Here is a 20,732-nt window from a genome sequence, read left to right as displayed (position 1 = left end):
CAAACGCCTTCCCTGTTACCCCGGCAGCCGCTCCACCGCCCGCTTGCCCTGGCTGACCGCCGCCGTCACCGACGGGCTCCCGGCGTTGTCGCTATTGGCAATGCTGACGTTGCCAAGCCCCGCCAGATTCGGCCAGGCCGCATCGGCAGCCACGTTTTCGCCGGCCACGCTGTCCGGCATATAGCTGTAGCCGTGCGCCCAGCGGTTCACCGTAATGCCGCGGATCACTTTGCTGGCGCTGAAGCCGGCCGGCGCCAGCATCCGGTCCAGCTGCGTGCGGATGTCGCGCTCCAGCGCGTCGAACGGCGTGCCGAGCAGGAAGGCCCGCCCGGCGCGGAAGCGCTCGCGCGCGCGCATGCCGCTGTCGGGCACGGTTGGCACATAAAGCATGTGCAGCACCGCGGGGTCGGACGGGCGGGTGCCCGCGGGCGGCTCCAGCCACAGGTCGCTGTACGGCATGGCGGGTGCATGGATGCGCCGCGTGCGCAGTGTGGCGAAGGCCTGCCAGTGGTCCAGCGCCACTTTGGTGTAGACCAGCGGCGCCTTGGCCTCGTCGCGCAGCACCGCCTTCTGCGCCGCTGGCAGCGACGGCAGCAGGTGCGGGATCATCATGTTGTAGCCGGCCAGCACCACATGGCGCGCCTCGACCCGATGCAGGTTGCCGCTCCATCCGTAGGTCACCCGGGTGATGTTGCCGTCGGGCTCGACCGCGATCGCGGTGCTGTTCAGGCGCAGCCGCACCGGCGCGCCGTCGCGGTCCAGCCGGCTGTAGTCGAAGGCGGCGCCGGCCACGTCGACCGGGGTGCCAAACGACGCCACGCCGGGAATCAGGCTGTGCACCAGCAGCCGCGCCAGCGAGGCGTTGCCATCCGGGAACCACAGCCGCGAGGCGGGCGACTTGCCCAGCCTGGGGTTGCCCGCCGGCGCGGGCATGCTGGCGCCGGCGGGCAACCCGATCGCGATGGCGTCAGCCACCGATATGCCGTCGGCATCGAGCGCATAGGCGTCGTTGCTGCGGCTGCGCAGGAAGCGCAGCCCTGGCAGGCCGAGTCCGGCCTTGTCGCGCAGGAAGGCGGCGTAGCGCATGGTGCGCAGCGCAGCGGCGCGGGCAGTGCCTTCCAGGCCGGGCAAGTAGTCGGCGGTGCCGGCAGCCAGGCGGGACAGCGCGGCGCGGTCCGCCGCGGGCAGCGGCGCCAGGTCGAGGAAGCGCTGCAGGGCCACGGCGTCAGCGCCCTGCGCGCGCAGGCCACTGCGTGCATCAAACAGCTCGCCGAAGGGATCGCCGCCGACCCACTGGTCGCGGCCGAAATGCTCGGCATCGAAGAACACCGCGCGACCCATGCCCAGTGCGGCATATGGGTCTGACGGCGTGCCCGCCGGCGGGCGCGCGGGATCGAGGCCGATGCCGGCCAGCAACTCACGCATGGCGGCGTCACTGACCGCGCCGGGCGGCATCTCGGCGCTGCCGCCGTAGGTCACCAGCCGCTTGCCGCGCACCGTGAATTCATTGCGCTTGGCATGGCCGCCGAAGTCGTCGTGGTTGTCCAGGATCAGGATGCGCCGGGCGGCGCCGAAGCGGCGCCGGTAGAACCACGCCGCGGCCAGTCCGCTCAGTCCGCCGCCGACCACGACCAGGTCGAAGGCCTCGCGCGCCAGCACCACGGGATACTTCGCCCCCTCGCGCGCCAGGCTGTGGGCCAGCGTATAAGTCCCCTCGTGATTGCCGCGCAGGCCAGTCAGTGACGGAGGGTAGCCAGGGCTGGCCGCCCCGCCCTGCTGTGCATTCACCCATTGCACCGGGGCCAGCCCGGCGGCAATGGTCAACGCGGTGCCGTTGAGGAAGTCTCTGCGCGTGATCGTCATCGGATGCTCATCGGTAATCGGTGCGTGCCGGAACGCCTGGCCTCAGCGCTGTGCCGCCAGCGCCTTGCGCCGCGCGGCGACTTCGGCTTCGGTCACCGGGCCGGCACGGTTGCCCCAGCCGCCCCGGATAAAAGTCAGCACGCTGGCCAGTTCCTGGTCGTCCAGCGTCCAGCCATAGCCGGGCATGTGGTAGTCGGTGGCGGCGGTGCCGACGCGCGCGGTCACGGCGCCATCGAGCAGCAGGTTGACCAGCGAGGCCGGATCGGGATCGGCCACGGTCGGGTTGCCGGCCAGCGGCGGGAACACGCGCGCGAAGCCCTTGCCGTCTGCGCCATGGCACGGCATGCAGTACACCGCGTACTGGCGCGCGCCCGGCAAGTCGAAGCGGCCCTGCTGCAATTGCCGCGCGGTGGCCGGATCGGGGCGGAACGGCTTGTCCTCCCCACGCGCGCCGGGCAGCGACTTGAGGTAGGCCGCCACGGCATCGAGGTCGGCCGGACTCATGTACTGCGTGGCGGTGGAGATGACGGTGGACATCGGCCCGAACGAGGTCGCATGACCGTTGCGCCCGGTGCGCAGGAACTCGGCGATGTCCGCGCGCGACCAGGCGCCCAGGCCGGTGATCTGGTCGCCGGTCAGGTTGGTCGCGGACCAGCCTTCCACGCTGGCGCCGGACAGGAAGTGGCGGCTGCGCTCGTCCAGGCCCTTCTCCGCGAACAGCCGGCCGCGCGGCGTATGGCAGGCGCCGCAGTGGGCCACCGCCTGCACCAGGTAGGCGCCGCGGTTCCATGCGTCTCCGCGCGCGGGCTCGGTGCGCACCGGGTCATCGTCAAGGAACAGCAGGTTCCACACCGACAGCAGCGAGCGCATGCCGTACGGAAAGCGAAGCTGCGGCGCCGTGTTGGTCTGCGCCACCGGCCCGACTTCCGCGCGCAGGTAGGCATACAGCGCGGCCACGTCGTCGGCGCGCATGCGCGCGTAGGACGGGTACGGCATGGCCGGATAAAGGCGCTTGCCGTCGCGCGCCACGCCCTGCCGCAGCGCGCGGTCGAATTCGGCCAAGGTATAGGCGCCGATGCCGGTGGTGGCGTCGGGGGTGATATTGGTCGAGTGGAGGGTGCCGACGGCGGTGCGGATTGGCAAGCCGCCGGCAAACGGCTTGCCGCCTTCGCGGGTATGGCATGCGGCGCAGTTGGCGACGCGCGCGAGGTAGCGGCCTCGCTCGACCTGCTGTGCATCGGTGGCGCCGGCAGCCAGTGCCGGGCGGACCGGCCACGCAAGCAGCAGTGCGAGGGATAGCCACAGCCAGGGCAGCCATTGCGCCGGCAGCAATGCGGCGGCGCGATGCCGCCCGGTCGGGCGAAACATGGGGACAGTCAGTTTTTCGTTGTGGTGGATAAGTCGCGTGACGCTGCCGCTCAGGCCATCGTCACCGTCGGCACCGCGGTTGCCGCTGATGATGCCGTGGAAACGGCCCAGTTGGCGGCCAGCACCAGGCAGACCACCAGCCCGGCGGCGACGGCCACGCCGGTCAGGATCAGCGGGACGGGACGCAGGTTTTCCAGGTCGCGCTGGTGCTCCTGGCCCTTGCGCAGGCCAAAGAAGCCCCACAGCACGGTCCGCAACAGCCTGAATGGGTTCATTGCCTCTCCTTGCAGAAATGCCTCTGGCGGTCAGGACCGATTATGGCCGTCAGGCGCCAGCCGTAACAGCATCAGATACCGGGAAAATTTACGTATCAGTTGGCCGCACGCGGCGATAATGGCACGACCGCCCTCCGCTCCCGACAGCGCTCCATGAAACGGTACGAAGCCCTCGCCGAGACCCTGGCCGCCGATATCCGCAACGGCAGCCTGCCCCCAGGCACGCGCCTGCCATCGATCCGCAAGACCGTGGCGCAATACGGCGTCAGCCCCTCCACCGCGTTCCAGGCTTACTACCGGCTGGAGGAGCGCGGCCTGGTGCGCGCGCGCGAGCGTTCCGGCTACTACGTGGCGGGGCCGGCACGGCGCGATATGCCACAGCCGCAGGCGCGGCCGTCGCGGCAGGTTTCGACCCAGGTCGACATCTCCAAGCTGGTGTTCGCGGTGCTGGAGGGCGCGCGCGACCGCAAGCTGGTGCAGTTCGGCTCGGCCTTCCCGTCGCCCGAGCTGTTCCCGTGGGAGCGGCTGGGCAAGTCGCTGGCGCGCGCCGGCCGTGCGCTGGATCCGTGGTATTCGGTCAACGACCTTCCGCCCGGCAACACCGCGCTGCGCCGGCAGATCGCGCTGCGCTACCTCGGCGCGGGCGCGCCGCAGCCAGCCGAAGACCTGGTCGTCACCAACGGCGCGCTGGAGGCGCTGAACCTGTGCCTGATGGCCGTGACCCAGCCGGGCGACGTGGTCGCGATCGAGTCGCCGGGCTTCTATGCCGCGCTGCAGGCGCTGGAGCGGCTGCGGCTCAAGGCGCTGGAGATCCCGGTCGATCCGGCCGAGGGCATCGACCTGGGCGCGCTCGACAACGCGCTGTCGCGCCACCCGATCAAGGCCTGCTGGTTCATGACGCAGTTCCAGAATCCGCTCGGCGCCAGCATGTCGGAAGACAAGAAGAAGGCGCTGGTAGCCCTGCTCGCGCGCCACCAGGTGCCGCTGATCGAGGACGACGTCTATGGCGAGCTTTACTTCGGCAACCGCTGCCCGCTGCCGGCCAAGGCCTTCGATACGCAAGGGCTCGTCATGCATTGCAGTTCGTTCTCGAAGACGCTGTCGCCAGGGTTCCGCATCGGCTGGGTGGCGCCGGGCCGCTTCGGCGAGGCGATCCAGCGGCTCAAGCTGATGACCACGCTGTCGGCCGGCGTGCCGACCCAAGTGGCGCTGGCCGAGTACCTGCAGCACGGCGGCTACGACAAGCACCTGCGCCGCCTGCGCCATGTGCTGGAGATGCAGCAGGGCCAGATGCTCGACGCCATCGGCCGGCATTTTCCGGAAGGCGTGCGCGTGTCGCGTCCGGATGGCGGGTACTTCCTGTGGGTCGAGTTTGCGCCGGGTTTTGACGCGCTGGCGCTGCACCATGCCGCGCTGGAGGCCGGCATCGGGCTGGCGCCGGGGCCGATCTTCTCGGCGCGGCAGGGCTACCGCAACTGCATCCGGCTCAACTACGGGCATTTGTGGAACGACGAGGCGGAGGCGGCGATTGCCACGCTCGGGCGGCTGATCGCGCAACAGTCCGCCTGAGCCCCGTCAGCGCGCGTCGCGGTGGCGGCGCAGCGCCCATTCCAGCGTCTCGAACGCGGCCTGCACGACGAGCGCCAGCGCCGCCGCCGGGATCGCGCCGGCCAGCAGCAGCGTGGTGTCGTTAAGCGCCAGCCCGGTGGCGATGCGCTCGCCAAATCCGCCGGCGCCGACGAAAGCCGCGATGGTGGCCGTGCCCACGCTGATGATGGCGGCGGTCTTGACGCCGGCCAGCAGCACCGGCAGCGCCAGCGGCAATTCGACATAGCGCAATACCTGGCCGCTGCGCAGGCCCAGCGCGCGCGCCGCGTCGCGCATGCCCGGCGACACCTGCTCCAGTCCGGTGGCGGTGTTGCGCACGATCGGCAGCAGCGCATACAGGAACAGCGCCACCAGCGCCGGCCACACGCCGATGCGGCCCAGCAGCGGGATCAGCATCGCCAGCAAGGCCAGCGACGGCACGGTCTGCAGCACACTGACGGCGCCCAGCACCACTTGCCCGGTGCGCCGGCGGCGCGCGGCCAAAATGCCCAGCGGCACGCCGGCCAGCGTGGCAGCGCCGACCGCACCGGCCACCAGGCCGACATGGCGCCGTGCCAGCCGGTTGGTGTCGGGGCCAAGCAGCGCGCCCAGCAGGCGGCGATCGTTGCTGCCTGAAGCCGCGGACGCCGGCACTGCGGCCGGGTTGCCGGGATTCGAGCCATGCGCCAGGAACTCGCGCGCGACGGCATCGAACGGCTTGCGGTCGATCTCCGCCGCCGCGTTCATCGCCACCATGTCGGCCGCGCTGATGCGGCCCGACAAGCGCTGCAGCGCCTGCCACGCCTGCGGGAAGCGCTGCGGCAGGTCCAGGCGGTACACCACCACGGCGTCATAGCGCGGGAAATAGCGCCGGTCGTCCTCCAGCACGCGCAACCGGTACTTGAGGATCTTGGCGTCGGTCGAATAGATGTCGATCGCATCGACCTGCCCTGCAGCCAGCGCCTCATAGGCAACGCCGTGGTCCAGCCCGATCGGATGCTGCGGCAGGCGATAGCGGCTGGCAAGGCCCTGCCAGCCGTCCGCCCGGCCGAGGAACTCGTGCGACAGGCCCAGCCGCAGCCGCGGCTGGGCGGCCAGGTCGCTGAGACGGCGCAGGTGGGGCGGGCGGGTATCGGAGACGGCCAGTGCATAGGTGTTTTCGAAGCCGAGCGGGATCGCGGCGCCCAGCCCCAGCGGGGCCAGTGCCCGCTGGATTGCATCCAGGCCGGCGCCCGGCGGCAGCTTCAGAATCTCGGCAGCGAGCGTGCCGGTGTAGTCGGGATACAGGTCGATGCTGCCGGCCTTGAGCGCCTCGAACACGATCGCAGTATTGCCCAGCCCCTGCTGGTGCTGCGCGATGCCGCGCGGTCCGGCGGCCTGCGTCAGCAGTTCGCCAAGGATGTAGGACTCGGTAAAGCGCTTGGAGCCGACCCGCAAGGGGTCGGCCGCCTTGGCTGGCCCCACGCCAGCGAGTGCCGCGGCGAGCACCCAAAGCGCGATGCGCCAGAGCATGGGCGTGCCGTCCTTCTGCTGATTGCCACGGAGCCAGGCCAAAACATCCGTCCTTTTAATGGGTCCTTTGGTGGGGTCCTTTGGTGGGGTCCTTTGGTGGGGTCCTTTGGTGGGGTCCTTCTGTGGGGTCACTTTGGTGGGCCGGTGTGCGCCCGGCATCTCTACATCATAGCTGCGGCATAGCCATATCCCGAAATAGTATTTGCCATTTGCATGATGAGCACGTCAGAATCCAATTTACACATACATAGCCAACGCCAATGGAAATCCGGCAACTGGAAGCCTTCGCCGCCGTCGTGACCACCGGCAGCGTCACCGCCGCGGGGCGCCTGCTGGGCCGCTCGCAGCCGGCCATCACGCGCCTGATCCAGGAGCTGGAGGCCGAACTCGGCTTTGCGCTGTTTACGCGCAGCGGCCCGCGTGTCAGTCCGACCGAGCAAGGCTTCCTGCTCTACGACGAGGTCGAGCAGACGCTGGCCGGCATGCAGCAGATCCGCAACCGCGCCGCGGCGCTGGCGCGCGGCGACGGCCGGCCACTGCGCATCGCGGCCACGCCGGCACTGGCCGCGGGCCTGCTGCCGCCCGCGCTGGCGCTGGCGTTCGAGCGCGGCCTGTGCGCGCCGGAACGGGTGGCCGTGCAAGGCGTGTCGCCGGAACAGGTGGTGCATGCCGTGCTGACTGGTGCCGCCGACATCGGCCTAAACAGCCTGCCGCTCGAGCACCGCGGCGTGACCGTGCACTGGATTGGCCAGTCGGCTTGCGTGGCGGCGGTGCGGGCCAGCGATGCGCTCGCGGCGCAAGCGTCGGTCTCGCTGCAGGATTGCCGCGCGCGCCGCATCGTGACCATGCACAACCCCTACCGGCTGCGCCGCCGCGTGGACCGGGCGCTGGCCAGTGCGGGCGTGCCGGCGGCCGGCGTGATCGACACCAACACCTCGATCAACGCGCTGACGCTGGTGCGCGCCGGCCTCGGCATCGCGCTGCTGGAGCCCGTGACCGCGCGCGGGCTGCCGCTGACCGACATTGCCGTGCGCCCGATCGACGCGGATATCCCGTTCTATTTCGGCGTCATCACGCCGCAGGCGCGCCCGGCCAGTACCGCGGTGCTGGGGCTGGTGCAGGCGGTGGCCGATGCCGCCGCGGCGCTGCTGCCTGACCTGCTGATGCGCGACCCGGCCGAGCACGGCGCGCTGCTGCAATCGCTGTACGGAGACGCCAGCGATGGCACCGACTTGCTTTCACCAGATACCGACCTTCCCAGCCATGACTGACCCAACCACTCCCACCCCCGCCGGCCTGTCCGCACTCGAGGCACGCCTGCGCCAGGACCTGTCCTGGCTGGAACTACCCGCCAAACCGTGGACCATGCCACGTACCCACGACGGCCATGACGTGCTGGACGTCGCCGTGATCGGCGGCGGCATGGCTGGCCTGGCGGCCAGCGCCACGCTGGCGCACCTTGGCATCCGCGTGCGCGCCTTCGACCGCGCGCCGGCCGGCTTCGAAGGCCCCTGGGCCACCACGGCGCGCATGGAAACACTGCGTTCGCCCAAGCAGCTGACCGGCCCGGCGCTGGGCCTGCCGGCGCTGACCTTCCGCGCCTGGTTCGAGGCGCAGTTCGGAGACGCTGCGTGGCAGGCGCTGGACAAGATCCCGCGGTTGCAGTGGATGGACTACCTGCGCTGGTATCGACAGGTGCTGGAGCTCGATATCCGCAACGAGCACCGCGTCGAACAGATCGTGCCGCGCGCCGATGGCCTGGTGTCGCTGTCGATGCAGGGCCCCGACGGCCCGCTGACTGTCCTCGCGCGCCGCGTGGTGCTGGCGACCGGCCGCGATGGCCTCGGCGGCGCCTACGTGCCGCCGCTGGCGCATGCGCTGCCGCGCCAGCTGTGGGCGCATTCGTCCGACGAGATGGACTACGCCACGCTGCGCGGCAAGCGCGTGGGTGTGGTCGGCGCCGGTGCGTCGGCGATGGACAGCGCCGCCACCGCGCTTGAAGCCGGCGCTGCCAGCGTCGAGATGCTGGTTCGGCGCCAGGACATCCCGCGCGTCAACAAGAGCAAGGGCGCCGGCAACCCGGGCCTGACCCACGGCCACTATGGCCTGCCGGATGCCTGGAAATGGCGGCTGCGCCATTACATCAACGCCGAGCAGGTGCCGCCGCCGCGCGGCAGCACGCTGCGCGTGTCGGGTCATGCCAATGCGCATTTCAACCTGGGCGCGGCGCTGGAATCGGTCGAAATGCGTGGCGACGTGCTCGTCGCCAGGACGCCGCAAGGCACCTTCGAACTCGATTTCCTGATCTTCTCGACCGGCTTCCGCATTGACCTGGATACGCGGCGGGAATTTGCCGCCTTTGCCCCGCATATCCGCTACTGGCGCGACCGCTACGTGCCGCCGGCAGGGCAGGAAGACCGCGAACTGTCCGATTCGCCGGACCTGGGCGAATCCTTTGAATTCCAGGAAAAAACCCCGGGCGCGTGCCCGGGCCTGTCGCGTATCCACTGCTTCTGCTACCCGGCGGCGCTGTCGCACGGCACCATTTCCGGCGATATCCCGGCGATCAGCGACGGCGCGCGCCGGCTCGGCCAGGGCATCGCCGCGCTGCTGTACCAGGAAGACGTCGAACTGCACTACGCAGCGCTGCAGGCCTTTGCCGAACCTGAAGTCTTCGGCGACGAATGGACCCCGGCGCTGCCGCCGGCACTGCGCACCGCGCAGGCCTGACCGTAACCCTTTGAACCGATACCCGAACCAAGAGAGTCCGATGACCCAGACCTCCGCCCCCGCGGTCGACCTGATCGACCAGCTCACCGGCCTGGCGCCCGGCAGCGCCACCCATGCGCTGCGCCACCAGCGCAACAAGGTCGTGGCCGCCACGCAAGGCAGCTATGACGCCCTGTTCGACCCGGCCCTGCCCGGCCTGTCGCTCGCAGAACGCCTGCTGGTCGCGCTGTACGCGGCACGGCTGACGCCGTCCGCGGCGCTGGCGGCGCACTACCGCGCGCGGCTGGAACAACTCGGCGCCGAAGCCGCGCAGGTGCGCGCCGCCGCCGAAGGGCAGCCGCAGGACATCGCCGACCCGCGCCTGCACGCGATACTCGTTTTCACCCGCACGCTGATCGAAAAGCCCGTCGAAGGCGACCAGGCCGCGCTGCAGGCGCTGCCCGCCGCGGGCCTGAGCACGCCCGCCGTGGTTACGCTGGCGCAGCTGATTGCCTTCCTGTCGTACCAGGTCCGCCTCGTCGCCGGACTGGACGCCCTGAAGGACTTGAATGACAACGCAGGAGCCCAGGCATGAGCGAGATCATCCAATCCCACGGTTTTACCAATGAAGTGCTGGACTGGAAGGCCTGGCTCGATATCGTCGAACTGGACCAGGCCACGCCCGAGCAGATTGCCGTTCTCGAAGAAAGCCATCCCAAGGCCAAGGTGCAGGACTATTACCGCTTCCTGGTGCACCAGCCCGAGATCCTGCGCCAGCGTTCCACCGCTTTCAACGCCATCATGTACGCGCCCGGCGGCATGCCGCGCGCCGAGCGCGAGCTGGCCACCACGGTGGTGTCGCGCATCAATGGCTGTGTGTATTGCGCATCGGTGCATGCACAGCGCTTCGAGCAACTGGCCAAGCGCAACGACGTGATCAAGGAGGTGTTCGAGGACCCGCGCACGGCGGGCACCACGGCGCGGGAAAAGGCGATCGCGCAGTTCTCGATCGAACTGACGGAGCGGCCGGCGGAGGTGACGGCGGCACAGCTCAAGCCGCTGCGCGATGTGGGGGTGTCGGATGCGGAGATCCTAGACCTGATCCACTCGGTTGCAATCTTTGCGTGGGCGAACCGGTTGATGCTGAATCTGGGGGAGCCGGTGTTTCCGGATCAGTCAGCGCGCTGAGGCGCAGCCGCCTTGTCGGCGGCATCGTAATGCACGGCCAGCCACACCGTAGGCTGCGCCGCATCCGTCCACGCCACCCGATGCCGGCAATGCGCGGGCAGATGCAGCCATTGCCCCGGCTGCATCACCCGCAATGCCGGCTCGCCTTCCACTTCCAGCGCGGCACTGCCGCTGACCAGCAACACCCATTCCCCTTCCGCGCTGTCATACCAGGACCCTTGCGGACTGGCCTGCCCGTTGGAGACGATCCGCTCGATCTTCAGGCCCGGCCGCGCCAGCAGCGGCTGGAACACTTCTTCCATCAGGTTCACCGGCACATCGGCCAGCAGGCTTCCATGCTCGAGCGCCATCGCGTTCTCCGGCAGGTAACGTTGCGTCAGTCCGCCGGCCCCGGCGCCAGCACGTCGCGCGCGCCGTTGCGGCCCATCGGCGACACCAGCCCGGCGGCTTCCATCTGCTCGATCAGCCGCGCCGCGCGGTTGTAGCCGATGCGCAGCTGGCGCTGCACCGCGGAGATCGAGGCGCGCCGGCTGGTCAGCACGAAGGACGCGGCTTCGTCGTACAGCGGGTCGGCTTCGCCATCGCCGCCGCCCTCGCCGAACAGGTCGGCGCTGCTGGCTTCGGCCGGGTCGCCGGCCAGGATGGCTTCATCGTAGTCCGGCTCGCCGAACTGCTTCCAGTGCTCCACCACGCGGTGCACTTCCTCGTCGGCGACGAAGGCGCCATGCACGCGCTGCGGGTAGCCGGTGCCCGGCGGCAGGAACAGCATGTCGCCCTGGCCCAGCAGGCTTTCAGCGCCCATCTGGTCGAGGATGGTGCGCGAATCGATCTTGGACGAGACCTGGAATGCCACCCGCGTCGGGATATTGGCCTTGATCAGCCCCGTGATCACGTCGACCGACGGGCGCTGCGTCGCCAGGATCAGGTGAATGCCGGCGGCGCGGGCCTTCTGGGCCAGGCGCGCGATCAGTTCTTCGATCTTTTTGCCGGCGACCATCATCAGGTCGGCCAGTTCATCGATCACCACCACGATCATCGGCAGCCTCGACAGCGGCTCGGGCGCCTCCGGCGTCAGCGAGAACGGGTTGGGCACCTTGCGCTCGGCAGCCTCGGCGGCGCGGATCTTCTGGTTGTAGCCGGCCAGGTTGCGAACGCCCAGCGCCGACATCAGCTTGTAGCGCTTTTCCATCTCGCCGACGCACCAGTTAAGCGCGTGCGCGGCCTGCTTCATGTCGGTTACCACCGGCGACAGCAGGTGCGGAATGCCCTCATAGACCGACAACTCGAGCATCTTGGGGTCGATCATGATCAGGCGCACTTCTTCCGGCGTGGCCTTGTACAGCATCGACAGGATCATCGCGTTGACCGCGACCGACTTGCCCGAGCCGGTGGTACCTGCCACCAGCAAGTGCGGCGCGCGCGCCAGGTCGGTGACCACCGGGTTGCCGGTGATGTCCTTGCCCATCGCCAGCACCAGGCGCGAATGGTGCGCCTGGAACGAGGCGGCCTTGACGATCTCGGACAGCCGGATCATCTGCCGGCGCGCATTGGGCAGCTCCAGGCCCATGCAGGTCTTGCCGGGGATGGTCTCGACCACGCGGATCGAGGTCACGCCGAGCGCGCGGGCCAGGTCCTTCATCAGGCCGACGACTTGCGCGCCACGCACGCCCATGGCGGGCTCTACCTCGAAGCGCGTGATGACCGGGCCGGCATCGGCGCCGACCACGGCGACGGGCACCTTGAACTCGGCCAGCCGCTGCGCGATCAGTTCACCGGTTTCGCGCAAGCGTTCTTCCGACACCTGTTCGCCGCTGTCGACCTGGTTTTCCAGCAGGTCGGCGGGCGGCAGGCGGTAGTCCACCGGCGGGCGGGGAGCGGGCGGCACGTGAGCCGGGGCGGGAGCCGGGGCGGGAGCCGGGGCGGGAGCCGGGGCGGGAGCCGGGGCGGGTGCGGGTGCGGGAGCGAGCTGTGTCGCGGCCAGCGGCACCGTCCGGCCGACCACGGCCGGCAGGACGATGCGGGGCTTGGCCACGGGCAAGGCGATCTCGGGCGTTGCCGGCTCGGCTACGGCGGTGGCTTCTGCAGGTTCTGCTGCCGCCTCGACCACGGTGGCCGCTACCTCTTCCTCAGGCTCGGTGGCCGCAGATGACTCGACTGTTTCAACAGAGTCAACTGCCTCTACTGCCTCTACTACCTCAGCGGGTTCAGCGGCCTCCACAACCTCAGCAGGTTCAACGACCTCGGCGGCCTCAACAACCGCAGCGGCTTCAACGACCCCAGCGGCCTCAACAACCTCCGCCTCGCCAGCAGCTTCAACTGTTTCCGTATCGGCAAGGGCTTCGCCTACGAGGCCGTTACCGTCCATCGGCGTTTCCGTGTCCCGGTCAGCGACGGGGTCGGCCGAGACCGGTGCAGCCCCGCTCCCCTCCTCCATCGCCGAGGTAATAACCGCCTGTGCCACGGCATCGGCATCGGTATCGGCATCGGCATCGGCAATGTCATCAGACGGCTCGGCGGACACTACTGACTGGCTTTCCGGCTGTGTTTCGTCTGCCTCGACCTGTGGCGAAGCATCGATATCGGCCGCACCAGCGGTTGCGTCGGCAAGGTCGTCCACGGCCGGCGTGATCTCGGCGCTTTCCGGGGCTTCGGTGACTTCAGGGACTTCGGTGACTTCCGGGACTGGCGCGGGCTGCGCGATAGCCTTGCGCGCCAGCGCCTGCAACTCGGCCAGCAGGTCCAGCGCTTCCTGCCGGATCGCTGCCAGCGTGGCGGCGTCAGTGTCGGCAATGACTTCGTCAACGGCCGGCGGCACGGCCGCCGCCTCCACCGCAGCTACCGGCGCCGCGGTGTCGGGCTCGATCACAATCGCGTGAGTTGCCACCGTCGCGGTGGCCTCTGCCACCGGCGTGTCCGGCACTGCGGGCTCGGCGATGGCAGTCGCCGGCTCGACCGCTGCCTGCACAACGCTGGCCGCCGTCTCAGGCACAGCCACGGCGGCAGGCGAAAGCGCAGCCAATGGCGCCGTAGTCGCCGCCCTGGCCTGCGCCTCCGGCAATGTCGTGATCGACGAGCGCACCAGCGGCTGCGGCTGCCGGAACGGGCTGCTGACCACGGTCGCGCGCGGTGGTTGCGCAGGACGCGCAGGCACCGACGCCGAGGCCGGTGCCGGCGCTGCAGCGGGCTTGCGTGGCGCCGGGGTCGGGGCCGGAACCGGTGCGGGCCGCGGTACCGGCGCCGCCTGCGCAACGGCCTGGGCAACGCCCGCCGCAGCGGAGGTTCCCGCAGCGCGCACAGGCTTGCCCGCCGTCGGGCCATCGGCAGCATGCAGCCAGATCTCGCCAGGCTGCGGCGGCGATTCACGGGTACGCCGCGGCGGCTGCCACGCGGGCTGGCGCCGTGCCGAGACTGCTTCGAAACTGCGGTGGCGCTGGGCCGGCGCGCTCCAGTTGCCGTGGGCGACGGCAGCGGCCTCGCGGCGTTCGGCGTCGCGCGGCGCCTGCGGCGTGAAGGGATTCGCGAAGGGATTGGTGAAGGCCGGCGCCGGCTCCTCGGCCGCGGCATCGGGAGCCACCGCGTGGCGCGGCTTGCGCGCGAACAGGCTGCGCCAGGTTTCGCCGAACACCATGGGTGCCGCCAGCGCCAGCACCCCCAGCATCAGCAGCAAGGCACCCGTCCAGCCAAGCAGGTTGCCGAACATGCCGGCAAGCGCGCGTCCGGCGGAACCGCCCGCGGTGGACTCGGGGTCGGCCCCGCTGGTGAGCGCCTCCAGGCCGGCGCTGGCACACAGCACGGCCAGCGTACCCAGCCAGGTACGCAGCGAACCCGGCCCGGCCAGCCGGCGATCGCCGGCAAGCCAGCGCCCGGCCATCCGCCAGACCAGCGGCACCACCCAGAAAGTCGAAAATCCGAACCAGCCCAAACCCATTATCGACATGCCATGTTCAAAACTACGGGCAGCGATTGTAGCGGGTATGGCAGCGGGTCATTGAATCGGAAAGCGCAAATATTCGTAACGCAGCGCGTTTTCGCTGGTTTCGCGGCATCATCGCGACAAATCCGCAGCGCCAGCCGGCATGCTGGCCGACGCGCCGGTGCCGCGCTACCATGCCAGGATGCGCGCGCCGCGCCCTCCCCTCCCCATGCCGATCCGCTTCGCCACGTTGCGCATTCTCGTCGTCGAAGACCACCCGTTCCAGCGGCTCGCGGCCGAGGGACTGCTGCGGCAATTGGGCGTGCAAGCCGTGGTTTGCGCCGAAAGCGGCAATGAGGCCGCCGCCCTGCTCGGCGGCCAGGTATTCGACGCGGTACTGTGCGACATCGAGATGCCCGGCTGCAACGGCCCCGAACTGATCGCCGACCTGCACCGCCGCGGCGCGCAGGCATTTGCCGGGGCACCGCCGGTGTGGGTCTGGGTCACGGCGCTGGCCGAAGACATCCTGGAATCGAACCGGAGCCTGGCGCATGCCGCCGGCATTGCGCGCGTGCATGCGCTGCGCAAGCCGCTGTCGCGCGATGCCGTGGAAGAGATCCTGGCCGCCGCGCTCGCGCCCGGGCCGGGCGACGACGCACAATTGCCCGCCTGGTCGCCCGACGATGCCGAGCTGACCGCCGCGGCGCGCTCAGGCGACGGGCTGCTGCTGATGCTGCAGCCGCAGCACGATCTCGCCAGCGGCCGGCTGGCCGGCGCCGAAGCGCTGGTGCGCTGGCGCCATCCGGTCCATGGGCTGTTGCGTCCCGATGCCTTTATTCCGCGCCTGGAAGCGCTGGATGCCGCCGACCCGGTCTTTGCCTTCATCGCGCGCGAGTGCCTGGCGGCACAGCGGCAGTTGCACGCGGCGGGCATCGACATTGCGCTGGGCATCAACGCCTCGGCGCAAACCCTGTGCCGGCCCGCCGTGCTGGACCAGCTCGATACGCTGGTGGCGGCCAGCGGCGTGCCGCCGCGCGCATTGACGGTGGAACTGACCGAGGGGTATCCCGTCCGTGACGACGTGGCGCTGTCGGTCGCGCTGAACCGGCTGCGGCTGAAGGGCTACGGCGTGGCGATCGACGATTTCGGCATCGGCATTGCCACGCTCAGGCTGCTGGCGGACCTGCCCTTCACCCAGCTCAAGCTGGACCGCTATTTCGTCGCGGAGATCGACGGCCACGGCCAGCGCGAAGCCATTTGCCGCCACATGATCGCGATGGCGCGCGACCTGGGGCTGGAATGCGTGGCCGAAGGCGTGGAAACGGAAAGTCAGCGCGCGGCCCTGCGCGCGCTGCGCTGCCCGCTCGGCCAGGGCTACCTGTGGTCGGCGCCGAAACCCGTCGACGCCTTTATCGCCGAGGCGATCGAGCGCGCGCCGCGCCCCGGCTAGCGCGGCCTGGAGCGGCCTGGAGCGGGCTATTGCCCCGCGCGGAACGGATACTTGGCAAAGATCTGCCCGACAACCTTGTCGATGCGCTGCTGCGCATCGGCCTTGTCGCCGGTATCCACGCTGCCCACCGCCACGCCTTCCCACACCAGCTTCTTCTCGCGGGCATCGACCAGGTCGATATTGAGCGTGCCTTCGGTGTAGGTATAGACGTCGTTGTAGAAGCCGTAGCCGGGCCACGGCGCATAGAGGCCGCCGCGATAGCCGTAGTAGCCCATCATCGGCGCCGGTGCCGGGCTGACCTGGACCTTCTCTTGCAAGCGCGCGTTGAAGTTGACCAGAAGGTCGGGCGACTGCTGCGCGTAGCGGTAGCCGCGCGCGGTCATCTCGCGCTGCACCGCGCCCTTCAGGTACTGGGTGGTCAGGCTTTCGTATCCCTGTCGGTCGGTGCCCAGCTGCTCGACGAAGCCGAAGCTGCGGTAGGCGCTGAAGTTGGCCGAGCGGTTGTAGTCGGTCTTGATGTCGGGGGCGCTGGCGCAGCCTGCAACGGTCAGCGCCACCGCCACCAGCGAAAAGGACAGCCGGAAGGATTTCACGATACGTCTCCAGAGGCCACGGTCATGCGTCCGCGCAGCACCCTCGCCCACCCACGGCACCGGAACGCCACGATGCCGCGCGGCGTCAATTCGGCAGGAAGCTAGTTGAGCTTGCCGTTGATGCCGCCCACGCTGAGACGGCCCGCGCCCAACAACGCCACGGCCAGCGCGGCGCCAAGGAACATGCCCTGCAGCTCCAGCGCCCAGCCGCCGGTATCGGCCAGCATGCCGAACTGCTTGGCGTGCACCAGGAACATCGCAAACAGCATGTTGACGGCGACGACGATCGCCGCCAGCCGGCTCCACAGCCCGATGATCAGCAGGATCGGCGCCACCAGCTCGCCGATATAGACACCGTAGGCGACCCAGGCCGGCAATCCCGCATCCGCGACCACCTTCGACACGAAACCGATGCCGGATGCGCCAGTCACCTTCGCGATGCCGTGCATCAGGATCAGCACGCCAAGCACGATGCGCAGCAGCGCCTTGCCCAAGTCCTGGGAACCCTGAGAGCCACCCATGGCCATTCTCCTTGCCGAGTTGTACGGGAACGGTCCGGCCCTGCCATGCGCCTTTACCCTCACGCCCAGGTGCCGCCCTGTACCTTAGTGCGAGCCGGCGTGAAGGTAAAGCCGCAATTGTCGAACTTGCGCGCGGTGCTCAGACCACCCTGTGCATGGCGGGCTGCCTCGGTTCGACCATGCCGACCTTGCGCGCGCACTCGGGCAGGATCTCGCCCAGGAAATCGAGGAAGCGCCGGGTCGCCGGCGTGACGCCCTTGCGCGAGGGGAACACCGCGTGCAGCATGCCGACCGGCATCTCGTACTGCGGCAGCAGCAGTTCGAGCTGGCCGCTGTCGATGGCGTCGCGGCAGTACATGCGCGGCAGCATGGCCACGCCCACGCCGGCGATCGCGGCCTCGCGCAGCAGCGCGAATTCATCGGTGACCAGGCGCGGGTCATAGGCGATCTGGATGGTCTCGCCGGGCTTGCAGCGCAGCGTCCAGACATGCTTGCCGTCATGCGGGTGCTGGCCCACGCCGGGCATGCCGTCAAGCGCCTGCGGCGTGCGCGGCCGGCCGATGCTGTCGAGCAGCCCGGGGCTGGCCACCAGCATCAGCTGGCTCTCGCCGAAGGTGCGCACGGCGAGGCTCGAGTCTTCCATCACCTCGCGCACGCGCAGCGCCAGGTCGAAGCCCTCGGCGATCACATCGACACGCCGGTTGGTGGCCTCCAGTTCGATGCGCACCGCCGGGTTGGCACGCATGAAATGCCCGATGGCCGGCGCCAGCAGGATCTGCGCGATCGCCACCGGACAGCTGACGCGCAACGTGCCGCCGGGCTGCTCGCGCGCCTGCTCGATCACTTCACGCGCGGCCTCGGCTTCGTTGAGCATGGCGCGGCAGCGTTCGTAGAACGATTCGCCAAGCGGCGTCACGCGCACCTGGCGCGTAGTCCGGCGCAACAGCTGCACGCCTAGGTCGCGCTCAAGCTGGGCGATACGCCGGCTCAGGCGCGACTTGGGCACGCCGGTGGCGCGGCTGGCCGCCGAAAAGCTGCCGTGTTCCACCACCTGCGCAAACAGGGACAGGTCGTTGAGATCTTGCATGGAGGCTCCGCACGCCGAAACGGGTGGGCGTTGCACCGATAGAACAATCATTTGCATTTTGCCTCACTACCGATACCAATGGCCAGCCAGTATCTTTCCTCCATCGCAACCGCACCTTCGTGGAGAAAGACATGAACATCCTGCAGATCGATTCCAGCGTCCTCGGCGACAACTCCGTTTCGCGCACCCTGACCGCCAGCGTGGTGGCCGACCTCGTCGCCGCCAACCCGCAAGCCAAGGTCACCGTGCGCGACCTGGACCAGGATGCGCCGGCGCACCTGTCGGGCAACCTGCTGCCGGTTCTGGGCGGTCCCAAGGATGGCCTGAGCGCCGTGCAGCAAGCCGAGCTGGAGCGCACCGAGCAGTTCCTGGCCGAGTTCCTCGCCGCCGACGTGCTGGTGCTTGGCGCGCCGCAGTACAACTTCGGCATCCCGAGCCAGCTCAAGGCCTGGTTCGACCGCATCGCGCAGGCTGGCCGCACCTTCAAGTACACCGAGAACGGCCCCGTCGGACTGGCCGGCGGCAAGCGCGTGATTGTGGTGTCGTCGCGCGGCGGCGTGCGCCAGGACGCCAGCGCGCTGGACCTGCACGAAGTCACCGTCGACGTGGTGCTGCGCTTCCTCGGCATCACCGACATCACCTACGTGCGCGCCCACGGCCTGGCCATGGGTCCGCAGTTCCGCGAAGCCGGCCTGGCCAACGCCCGCACCGAAGCCGCGGCGCTGAACGACGCTACCCGGCTGGCCGCCTGATCGGCCATCTGAAGCCAGCAAGCAGCTACGCGCCTTGTAGGACGGCGCCTGCTCGCTCCGGCAACGGATCGGGTCTATGATGGATCGGGGCGCTACGGCGCCCCGCGTGCCATTGGCGGCACGCTGGCGCAGGCAGCAAGGCAAGCGCCGGCCGGCCGCAGTCATCGATCGATCCATACCCGGGAGCCCGCATGACTTCAGCCCTGTTGCCCGCCGCCGCCCTCCATCCCCCGCACGAACCCGCCCTGCTATCGCAGTATCGCCACGTCCGCGCCAGCACCGAGACGCTGGTGGCCGACGTGTCCGATGCCGATGCCACCGTGCAGTCGATGGACGACGCCAGCCCGGCAAAATGGCACCTGGCGCACACCACCTGGTTCTTCGAGGAATTCGTGCTGGCCGCGCGCATCCCCGACTACGAGCCGGTGGATCCGGACTACCGATACCTGTTCAACTCCTATTACGAAGCGGTCGGCCCGCGCCATCCGCGCCCGCGGCGCGGGCTGCTGACGCGCCCGTCGCTGGACGAGGTGCTGGCCTACCGCGAGGCCGTCGACGAATCGATGATGGCGCTGCTCGGCAGCGCCCAGACCGACGCCGAGGCCGCGCTGATCACGCTGGGCCTGCAGCATGAGCAGCAGCACCAGGAACTGTTGCTGACCGACATCCTGCACCTGTTCGCCCAGAACCCGCTGCGACCGGCCTTTGCGCCGGAGCTGCCCGAGCCGGTGATCGCCGATCCGCGCCCGGCGCCCGACTGGATCGGCTTCGACGGCGGCGTGGTCGAGATTGGCCATCGCGGCGACACCTTTGCCTTTGACTGCGAGGGCCCGCGCCACAAGGTCTACCTGCAGCCCTTTACCCTGTGCTCGCATCCGGTGAGCAACCGCCAGTGGTTCGAGTTCATCGACGACGGCGGCTACCAGACCGCCGGCCTGTGGCTGTCGGATGGCTGGCGCTGGGTCTGCGAGCAAGGCGTCCAGGCGCCGGAGTACTGGGAAGCGCGTGAGGGTACGTGGTGGCAGATGACGCTGCGCGGCATGCATCCGGTCGACCCTGACAGCCCGGTCACACACATCAGCTTCTATGAAGCCGACGCCTTTGCGCGCTGGGCCGAGCGCCGGCTGCCGACTGAAGCCGAATGGGAGCAAGCCGCGCGCAGCCTGCCGGCGACGGGGAATTTTGTCGAAGGCCGCGCGCTGCGGCCGCTGCCGGACCGGCAGAACACTTCCGGCGTGTTGCGCCAGATGTTCGGCGACGTCTGGGAATGGACCGGCAGCGCCTTCCTGCCCTACCCTGGCTTCCGCCCCAACGCCGGGGCGGTCGGCGAGTACAACGGCAAGTTCATGAGCGGCCAGATGGTGCTGCGCGGCGGGTCGTGCGTCACGCCCGAATCGCATATCCGGGCGACCTACCGCAATTTCTTCTACCCGCACCAGCGCTGGCAGTTCACCGGCGTGCGGTTGGCGGACGACGTCTAGCTGCCGTCGGGCGGTTCCGGCTCAGCGCGGCGTCAGCCAGCGCCACGACAGCCACGCCAGCAGGACCCACAACAGCACGATGACCACGGCGGCCGCGCGATTGCGCGGCCGTTGCGCATGGGTGGCCTGCCAGGCCTCGGCACGGCCACGGCATTCCTCGGTGACCGCAGGCGGGATCATCCGCAACGCCAGCCAGATGCCCAGCGGCACCAGGACCACGTCGTCGAGGTAACCCAGCACCGGGATGAAATCGGGAATCAGGTCGATCGGGCTGAAGGCATAGCCGACCACCAGCACCGCCAGCAGCCGCGCGCCCCACGGCGTGCCGGGGTGGCGGCTGCAGAACCACAGCGTCAGCAGGCTGGCCTTGAGCCGCCGCGCCCATTGGCGCAGGCGGCCTGGCGCGGCCGGGGCTGGTGCGGCATCCATGCCG

General features: G+C 69.5%; 18 protein-coding genes. 8 read left to right on the top strand and 10 right to left on the bottom strand.

The features are described 5' to 3' along the window. Window positions 1-15 precede the first annotated feature (15 nt). The 3 genes from CTP10_RS06925 to CTP10_RS06915 are packed head-to-tail and all read right to left on the bottom strand — an operon-like array spanning window position 16 to window position 3,506. Window positions 16-1,863 carry an NAD(P)/FAD-dependent oxidoreductase gene (locus CTP10_RS06925; RefSeq protein ID WP_116320939.1) on the bottom strand — a complete coding sequence of 616 codons (1,848 nt, stop codon included), beginning with the start codon at window positions 1,861-1,863 and terminating at the stop codon, window positions 16-18. A gap of 42 nt (window positions 1,864-1,905) precedes the next feature. Beyond that, entirely contained in the window at window positions 1,906-3,231 is a 1,326-nt protein-coding gene (locus tag CTP10_RS06920) for a c-type cytochrome (protein ID WP_116320940.1), read from the bottom strand. A gap of 50 nt (window positions 3,232-3,281) precedes the next feature. Further along, window positions 3,282-3,506: a DUF2970 domain-containing protein gene (locus CTP10_RS06915; RefSeq protein WP_116320941.1), complete on the bottom strand. Its 225-nt coding sequence runs from the start codon at window positions 3,504-3,506 to the stop codon at window positions 3,282-3,284. A 153-nt stretch (window positions 3,507-3,659) separates the two neighbouring features. On the opposite strand from CTP10_RS06915, the gene CTP10_RS06910 reads away from it, so the two are divergent. Beyond that, a complete protein-coding gene (locus CTP10_RS06910) occupies window positions 3,660-5,075 on the top strand; it encodes an aminotransferase-like domain-containing protein (protein ID WP_116320942.1) in 1,416 nt (471 codons plus the stop codon). Window positions 5,076-5,081: 6 nt separating this feature from the next. Here the strand turns inward: CTP10_RS06910 and CTP10_RS06905 are convergent, their stop codons facing one another. After that, window positions 5,082-6,605 (bottom strand): glycine betaine ABC transporter substrate-binding protein, encoded by a 1,524-nt coding sequence (locus tag CTP10_RS06905; RefSeq protein WP_116321067.1) that lies wholly within the window; start codon window positions 6,603-6,605, stop codon window positions 5,082-5,084. A gap of 260 nt (window positions 6,606-6,865) precedes the next feature. Between CTP10_RS06905 and CTP10_RS06900 the strand changes: the two genes are divergently transcribed. Genes CTP10_RS06900 through CTP10_RS06885 form a run of 4 tightly spaced genes read left to right on the top strand, consistent with a single transcriptional unit; the run spans window position 6,866 to window position 10,502 of the window. Then, the gene (locus CTP10_RS06900; RefSeq protein ID WP_116320943.1) at window positions 6,866-7,876 is read left to right on the top strand and encodes a LysR family transcriptional regulator; all 1,011 of its coding nucleotides are present in this window, start codon (window positions 6,866-6,868) and stop codon (window positions 7,874-7,876) included. Then, entirely contained in the window at window positions 7,869-9,335 is a 1,467-nt protein-coding gene (locus tag CTP10_RS06895; RefSeq protein WP_116320944.1) for an FAD-dependent oxidoreductase, read from the top strand. Before CTP10_RS06900 ends, CTP10_RS06895 begins: the two co-directional genes overlap by 8 nt. Window positions 9,336-9,375: 40 nt before the next feature. Next, entirely contained in the window at window positions 9,376-9,909 is a 534-nt protein-coding gene (locus CTP10_RS06890) for a CMD domain protein (protein WP_116320945.1), read from the top strand. After that, window positions 9,906-10,502, top strand: a complete 597-nt coding sequence (locus tag CTP10_RS06885) for a peroxidase-related enzyme (RefSeq protein WP_116320946.1) — start codon at window positions 9,906-9,908, stop codon at window positions 10,500-10,502. Before CTP10_RS06890 ends, CTP10_RS06885 begins: the two co-directional genes overlap by 4 nt. Here the strand turns inward: CTP10_RS06885 and CTP10_RS06880 are convergent. After that, complete coding sequence (locus tag CTP10_RS06880) at window positions 10,487-10,852, bottom strand: cupin domain-containing protein (RefSeq protein ID WP_116320947.1); 366 nt, start codon at window positions 10,850-10,852, stop codon at window positions 10,487-10,489. The genes CTP10_RS06885 and CTP10_RS06880 overlap by 16 nt on opposite strands. A 26-nt stretch (window positions 10,853-10,878) precedes the next feature. After that, window positions 10,879-14,430 (bottom strand): FtsK/SpoIIIE family DNA translocase, encoded by a 3,552-nt coding sequence (locus tag CTP10_RS06875; RefSeq protein WP_116320948.1) that lies wholly within the window; start codon window positions 14,428-14,430, stop codon window positions 10,879-10,881. 214 nt (window positions 14,431-14,644) lie between these two features. Here CTP10_RS06875 and CTP10_RS06870 point away from each other — a divergent pair, with 214 nt between their 5' ends. After that, window positions 14,645-15,865 (top strand): EAL domain-containing response regulator, encoded by a 1,221-nt coding sequence (locus CTP10_RS06870; RefSeq protein ID WP_116321068.1) that lies wholly within the window; start codon window positions 14,645-14,647, stop codon window positions 15,863-15,865. Between the two features lie 26 nt (window positions 15,866-15,891). On the opposite strand, the gene CTP10_RS06865 is transcribed toward CTP10_RS06870, so the two are convergent. The 3 genes from CTP10_RS06865 to CTP10_RS06855 form a co-directional block, all read right to left on the bottom strand. Then, window positions 15,892-16,458 (bottom strand): DUF4136 domain-containing protein, encoded by a 567-nt coding sequence (locus tag CTP10_RS06865; protein ID WP_116320949.1) that lies wholly within the window; start codon window positions 16,456-16,458, stop codon window positions 15,892-15,894. Window positions 16,459-16,559: 101 nt separating this feature from the next. Beyond that, window positions 16,560-16,979 (bottom strand): DoxX family protein, encoded by a 420-nt coding sequence (locus tag CTP10_RS06860; protein WP_116320950.1) that lies wholly within the window; start codon window positions 16,977-16,979, stop codon window positions 16,560-16,562. A gap of 139 nt (window positions 16,980-17,118) precedes the next feature. Further along, window positions 17,119-18,066: a LysR family transcriptional regulator gene (locus tag CTP10_RS06855; protein ID WP_116320951.1), complete on the bottom strand. Its 948-nt coding sequence runs from the start codon at window positions 18,064-18,066 to the stop codon at window positions 17,119-17,121. Window positions 18,067-18,197: 131 nt separating this feature from the next. Here CTP10_RS06855 and CTP10_RS06850 point away from each other — a divergent pair, with 131 nt between their 5' ends. Both CTP10_RS06850 and egtB read left to right on the top strand, forming a co-directional pair. Further along, window positions 18,198-18,818 (top strand): FMN-dependent NADH-azoreductase, encoded by a 621-nt coding sequence (locus tag CTP10_RS06850; protein WP_116320952.1) that lies wholly within the window; start codon window positions 18,198-18,200, stop codon window positions 18,816-18,818. 191 nt (window positions 18,819-19,009) lie between these two features. Continuing rightward, entirely contained in the window at window positions 19,010-20,299 is a 1,290-nt protein-coding gene (egtB, locus tag CTP10_RS06845) for an ergothioneine biosynthesis protein EgtB (RefSeq protein ID WP_116320953.1), read from the top strand. Between the two features lie 21 nt (window positions 20,300-20,320). Here the strand turns inward: egtB and CTP10_RS06840 are convergent, their stop codons facing one another. Further along, window positions 20,321-20,728 carry a YkvA family protein gene (locus CTP10_RS06840; RefSeq protein WP_116320954.1) on the bottom strand — a complete coding sequence of 136 codons (408 nt, stop codon included), beginning with the start codon at window positions 20,726-20,728 and terminating at the stop codon, window positions 20,321-20,323. Between the last annotated feature and the right edge of the window lie 4 nt (window positions 20,729-20,732).

The organism is Cupriavidus sp. P-10 (assembly GCF_003402535.2).
Lineage (GTDB): Bacteria > Pseudomonadota > Gammaproteobacteria > Burkholderiales > Burkholderiaceae > Cupriavidus.
The sequence above is the reverse complement of the archived record's forward strand: the minus strand, read 5'-3'. Positions and strand labels throughout refer to the sequence as shown.

Excerpts from the sequence above, each read along its gene's own strand:
- CTP10_RS06925 (WP_116320939.1), bottom strand. The coding sequence starts at position 1,863 with ATGACGATCACGCGCAGAGACTTCCTCAACGGCACCGCGTTGACCATT.
- CTP10_RS06920 (WP_116320940.1), bottom strand. The coding sequence starts at position 3,231 with ATGTTTCGCCCGACCGGGCGGCATCGCGCCGCCGCATTGCTGCCGGCG.
- CTP10_RS06915 (WP_116320941.1), bottom strand. The coding sequence starts at position 3,506 with ATGAACCCATTCAGGCTGTTGCGGACCGTGCTGTGGGGCTTCTTTGGC.
- CTP10_RS06910 (WP_116320942.1), top strand. The coding sequence starts at position 3,660 with ATGAAACGGTACGAAGCCCTCGCCGAGACCCTGGCCGCCGATATCCGC.
- CTP10_RS06905 (WP_116321067.1), bottom strand. The coding sequence starts at position 6,605 with ATGCTCTGGCGCATCGCGCTTTGGGTGCTCGCCGCGGCACTCGCTGGC.
- CTP10_RS06900 (WP_116320943.1), top strand. The coding sequence starts at position 6,866 with ATGGAAATCCGGCAACTGGAAGCCTTCGCCGCCGTCGTGACCACCGGC.
- CTP10_RS06895 (WP_116320944.1), top strand. The coding sequence starts at position 7,869 with ATGACTGACCCAACCACTCCCACCCCCGCCGGCCTGTCCGCACTCGAG.
- CTP10_RS06890 (WP_116320945.1), top strand. The coding sequence starts at position 9,376 with ATGACCCAGACCTCCGCCCCCGCGGTCGACCTGATCGACCAGCTCACC.
- CTP10_RS06885 (WP_116320946.1), top strand. The coding sequence starts at position 9,906 with ATGAGCGAGATCATCCAATCCCACGGTTTTACCAATGAAGTGCTGGAC.
- CTP10_RS06880 (WP_116320947.1), bottom strand. The coding sequence starts at position 10,852 with ATGGCGCTCGAGCATGGAAGCCTGCTGGCCGATGTGCCGGTGAACCTG.
- CTP10_RS06875 (WP_116320948.1), bottom strand. The coding sequence starts at position 14,430 with ATGGGTTTGGGCTGGTTCGGATTTTCGACTTTCTGGGTGGTGCCGCTG.
- CTP10_RS06870 (WP_116321068.1), top strand. The coding sequence starts at position 14,645 with ATGCCGATCCGCTTCGCCACGTTGCGCATTCTCGTCGTCGAAGACCAC.
- CTP10_RS06860 (WP_116320950.1), bottom strand. The coding sequence starts at position 16,979 with ATGGGTGGCTCTCAGGGTTCCCAGGACTTGGGCAAGGCGCTGCTGCGC.
- CTP10_RS06855 (WP_116320951.1), bottom strand. The coding sequence starts at position 18,066 with ATGCAAGATCTCAACGACCTGTCCCTGTTTGCGCAGGTGGTGGAACAC.
- CTP10_RS06850 (WP_116320952.1), top strand. The coding sequence starts at position 18,198 with ATGAACATCCTGCAGATCGATTCCAGCGTCCTCGGCGACAACTCCGTT.
- egtB (WP_116320953.1), top strand. The coding sequence starts at position 19,010 with ATGACTTCAGCCCTGTTGCCCGCCGCCGCCCTCCATCCCCCGCACGAA.
- CTP10_RS06840 (WP_116320954.1), bottom strand. The coding sequence starts at position 20,728 with ATGGATGCCGCACCAGCCCCGGCCGCGCCAGGCCGCCTGCGCCAATGG.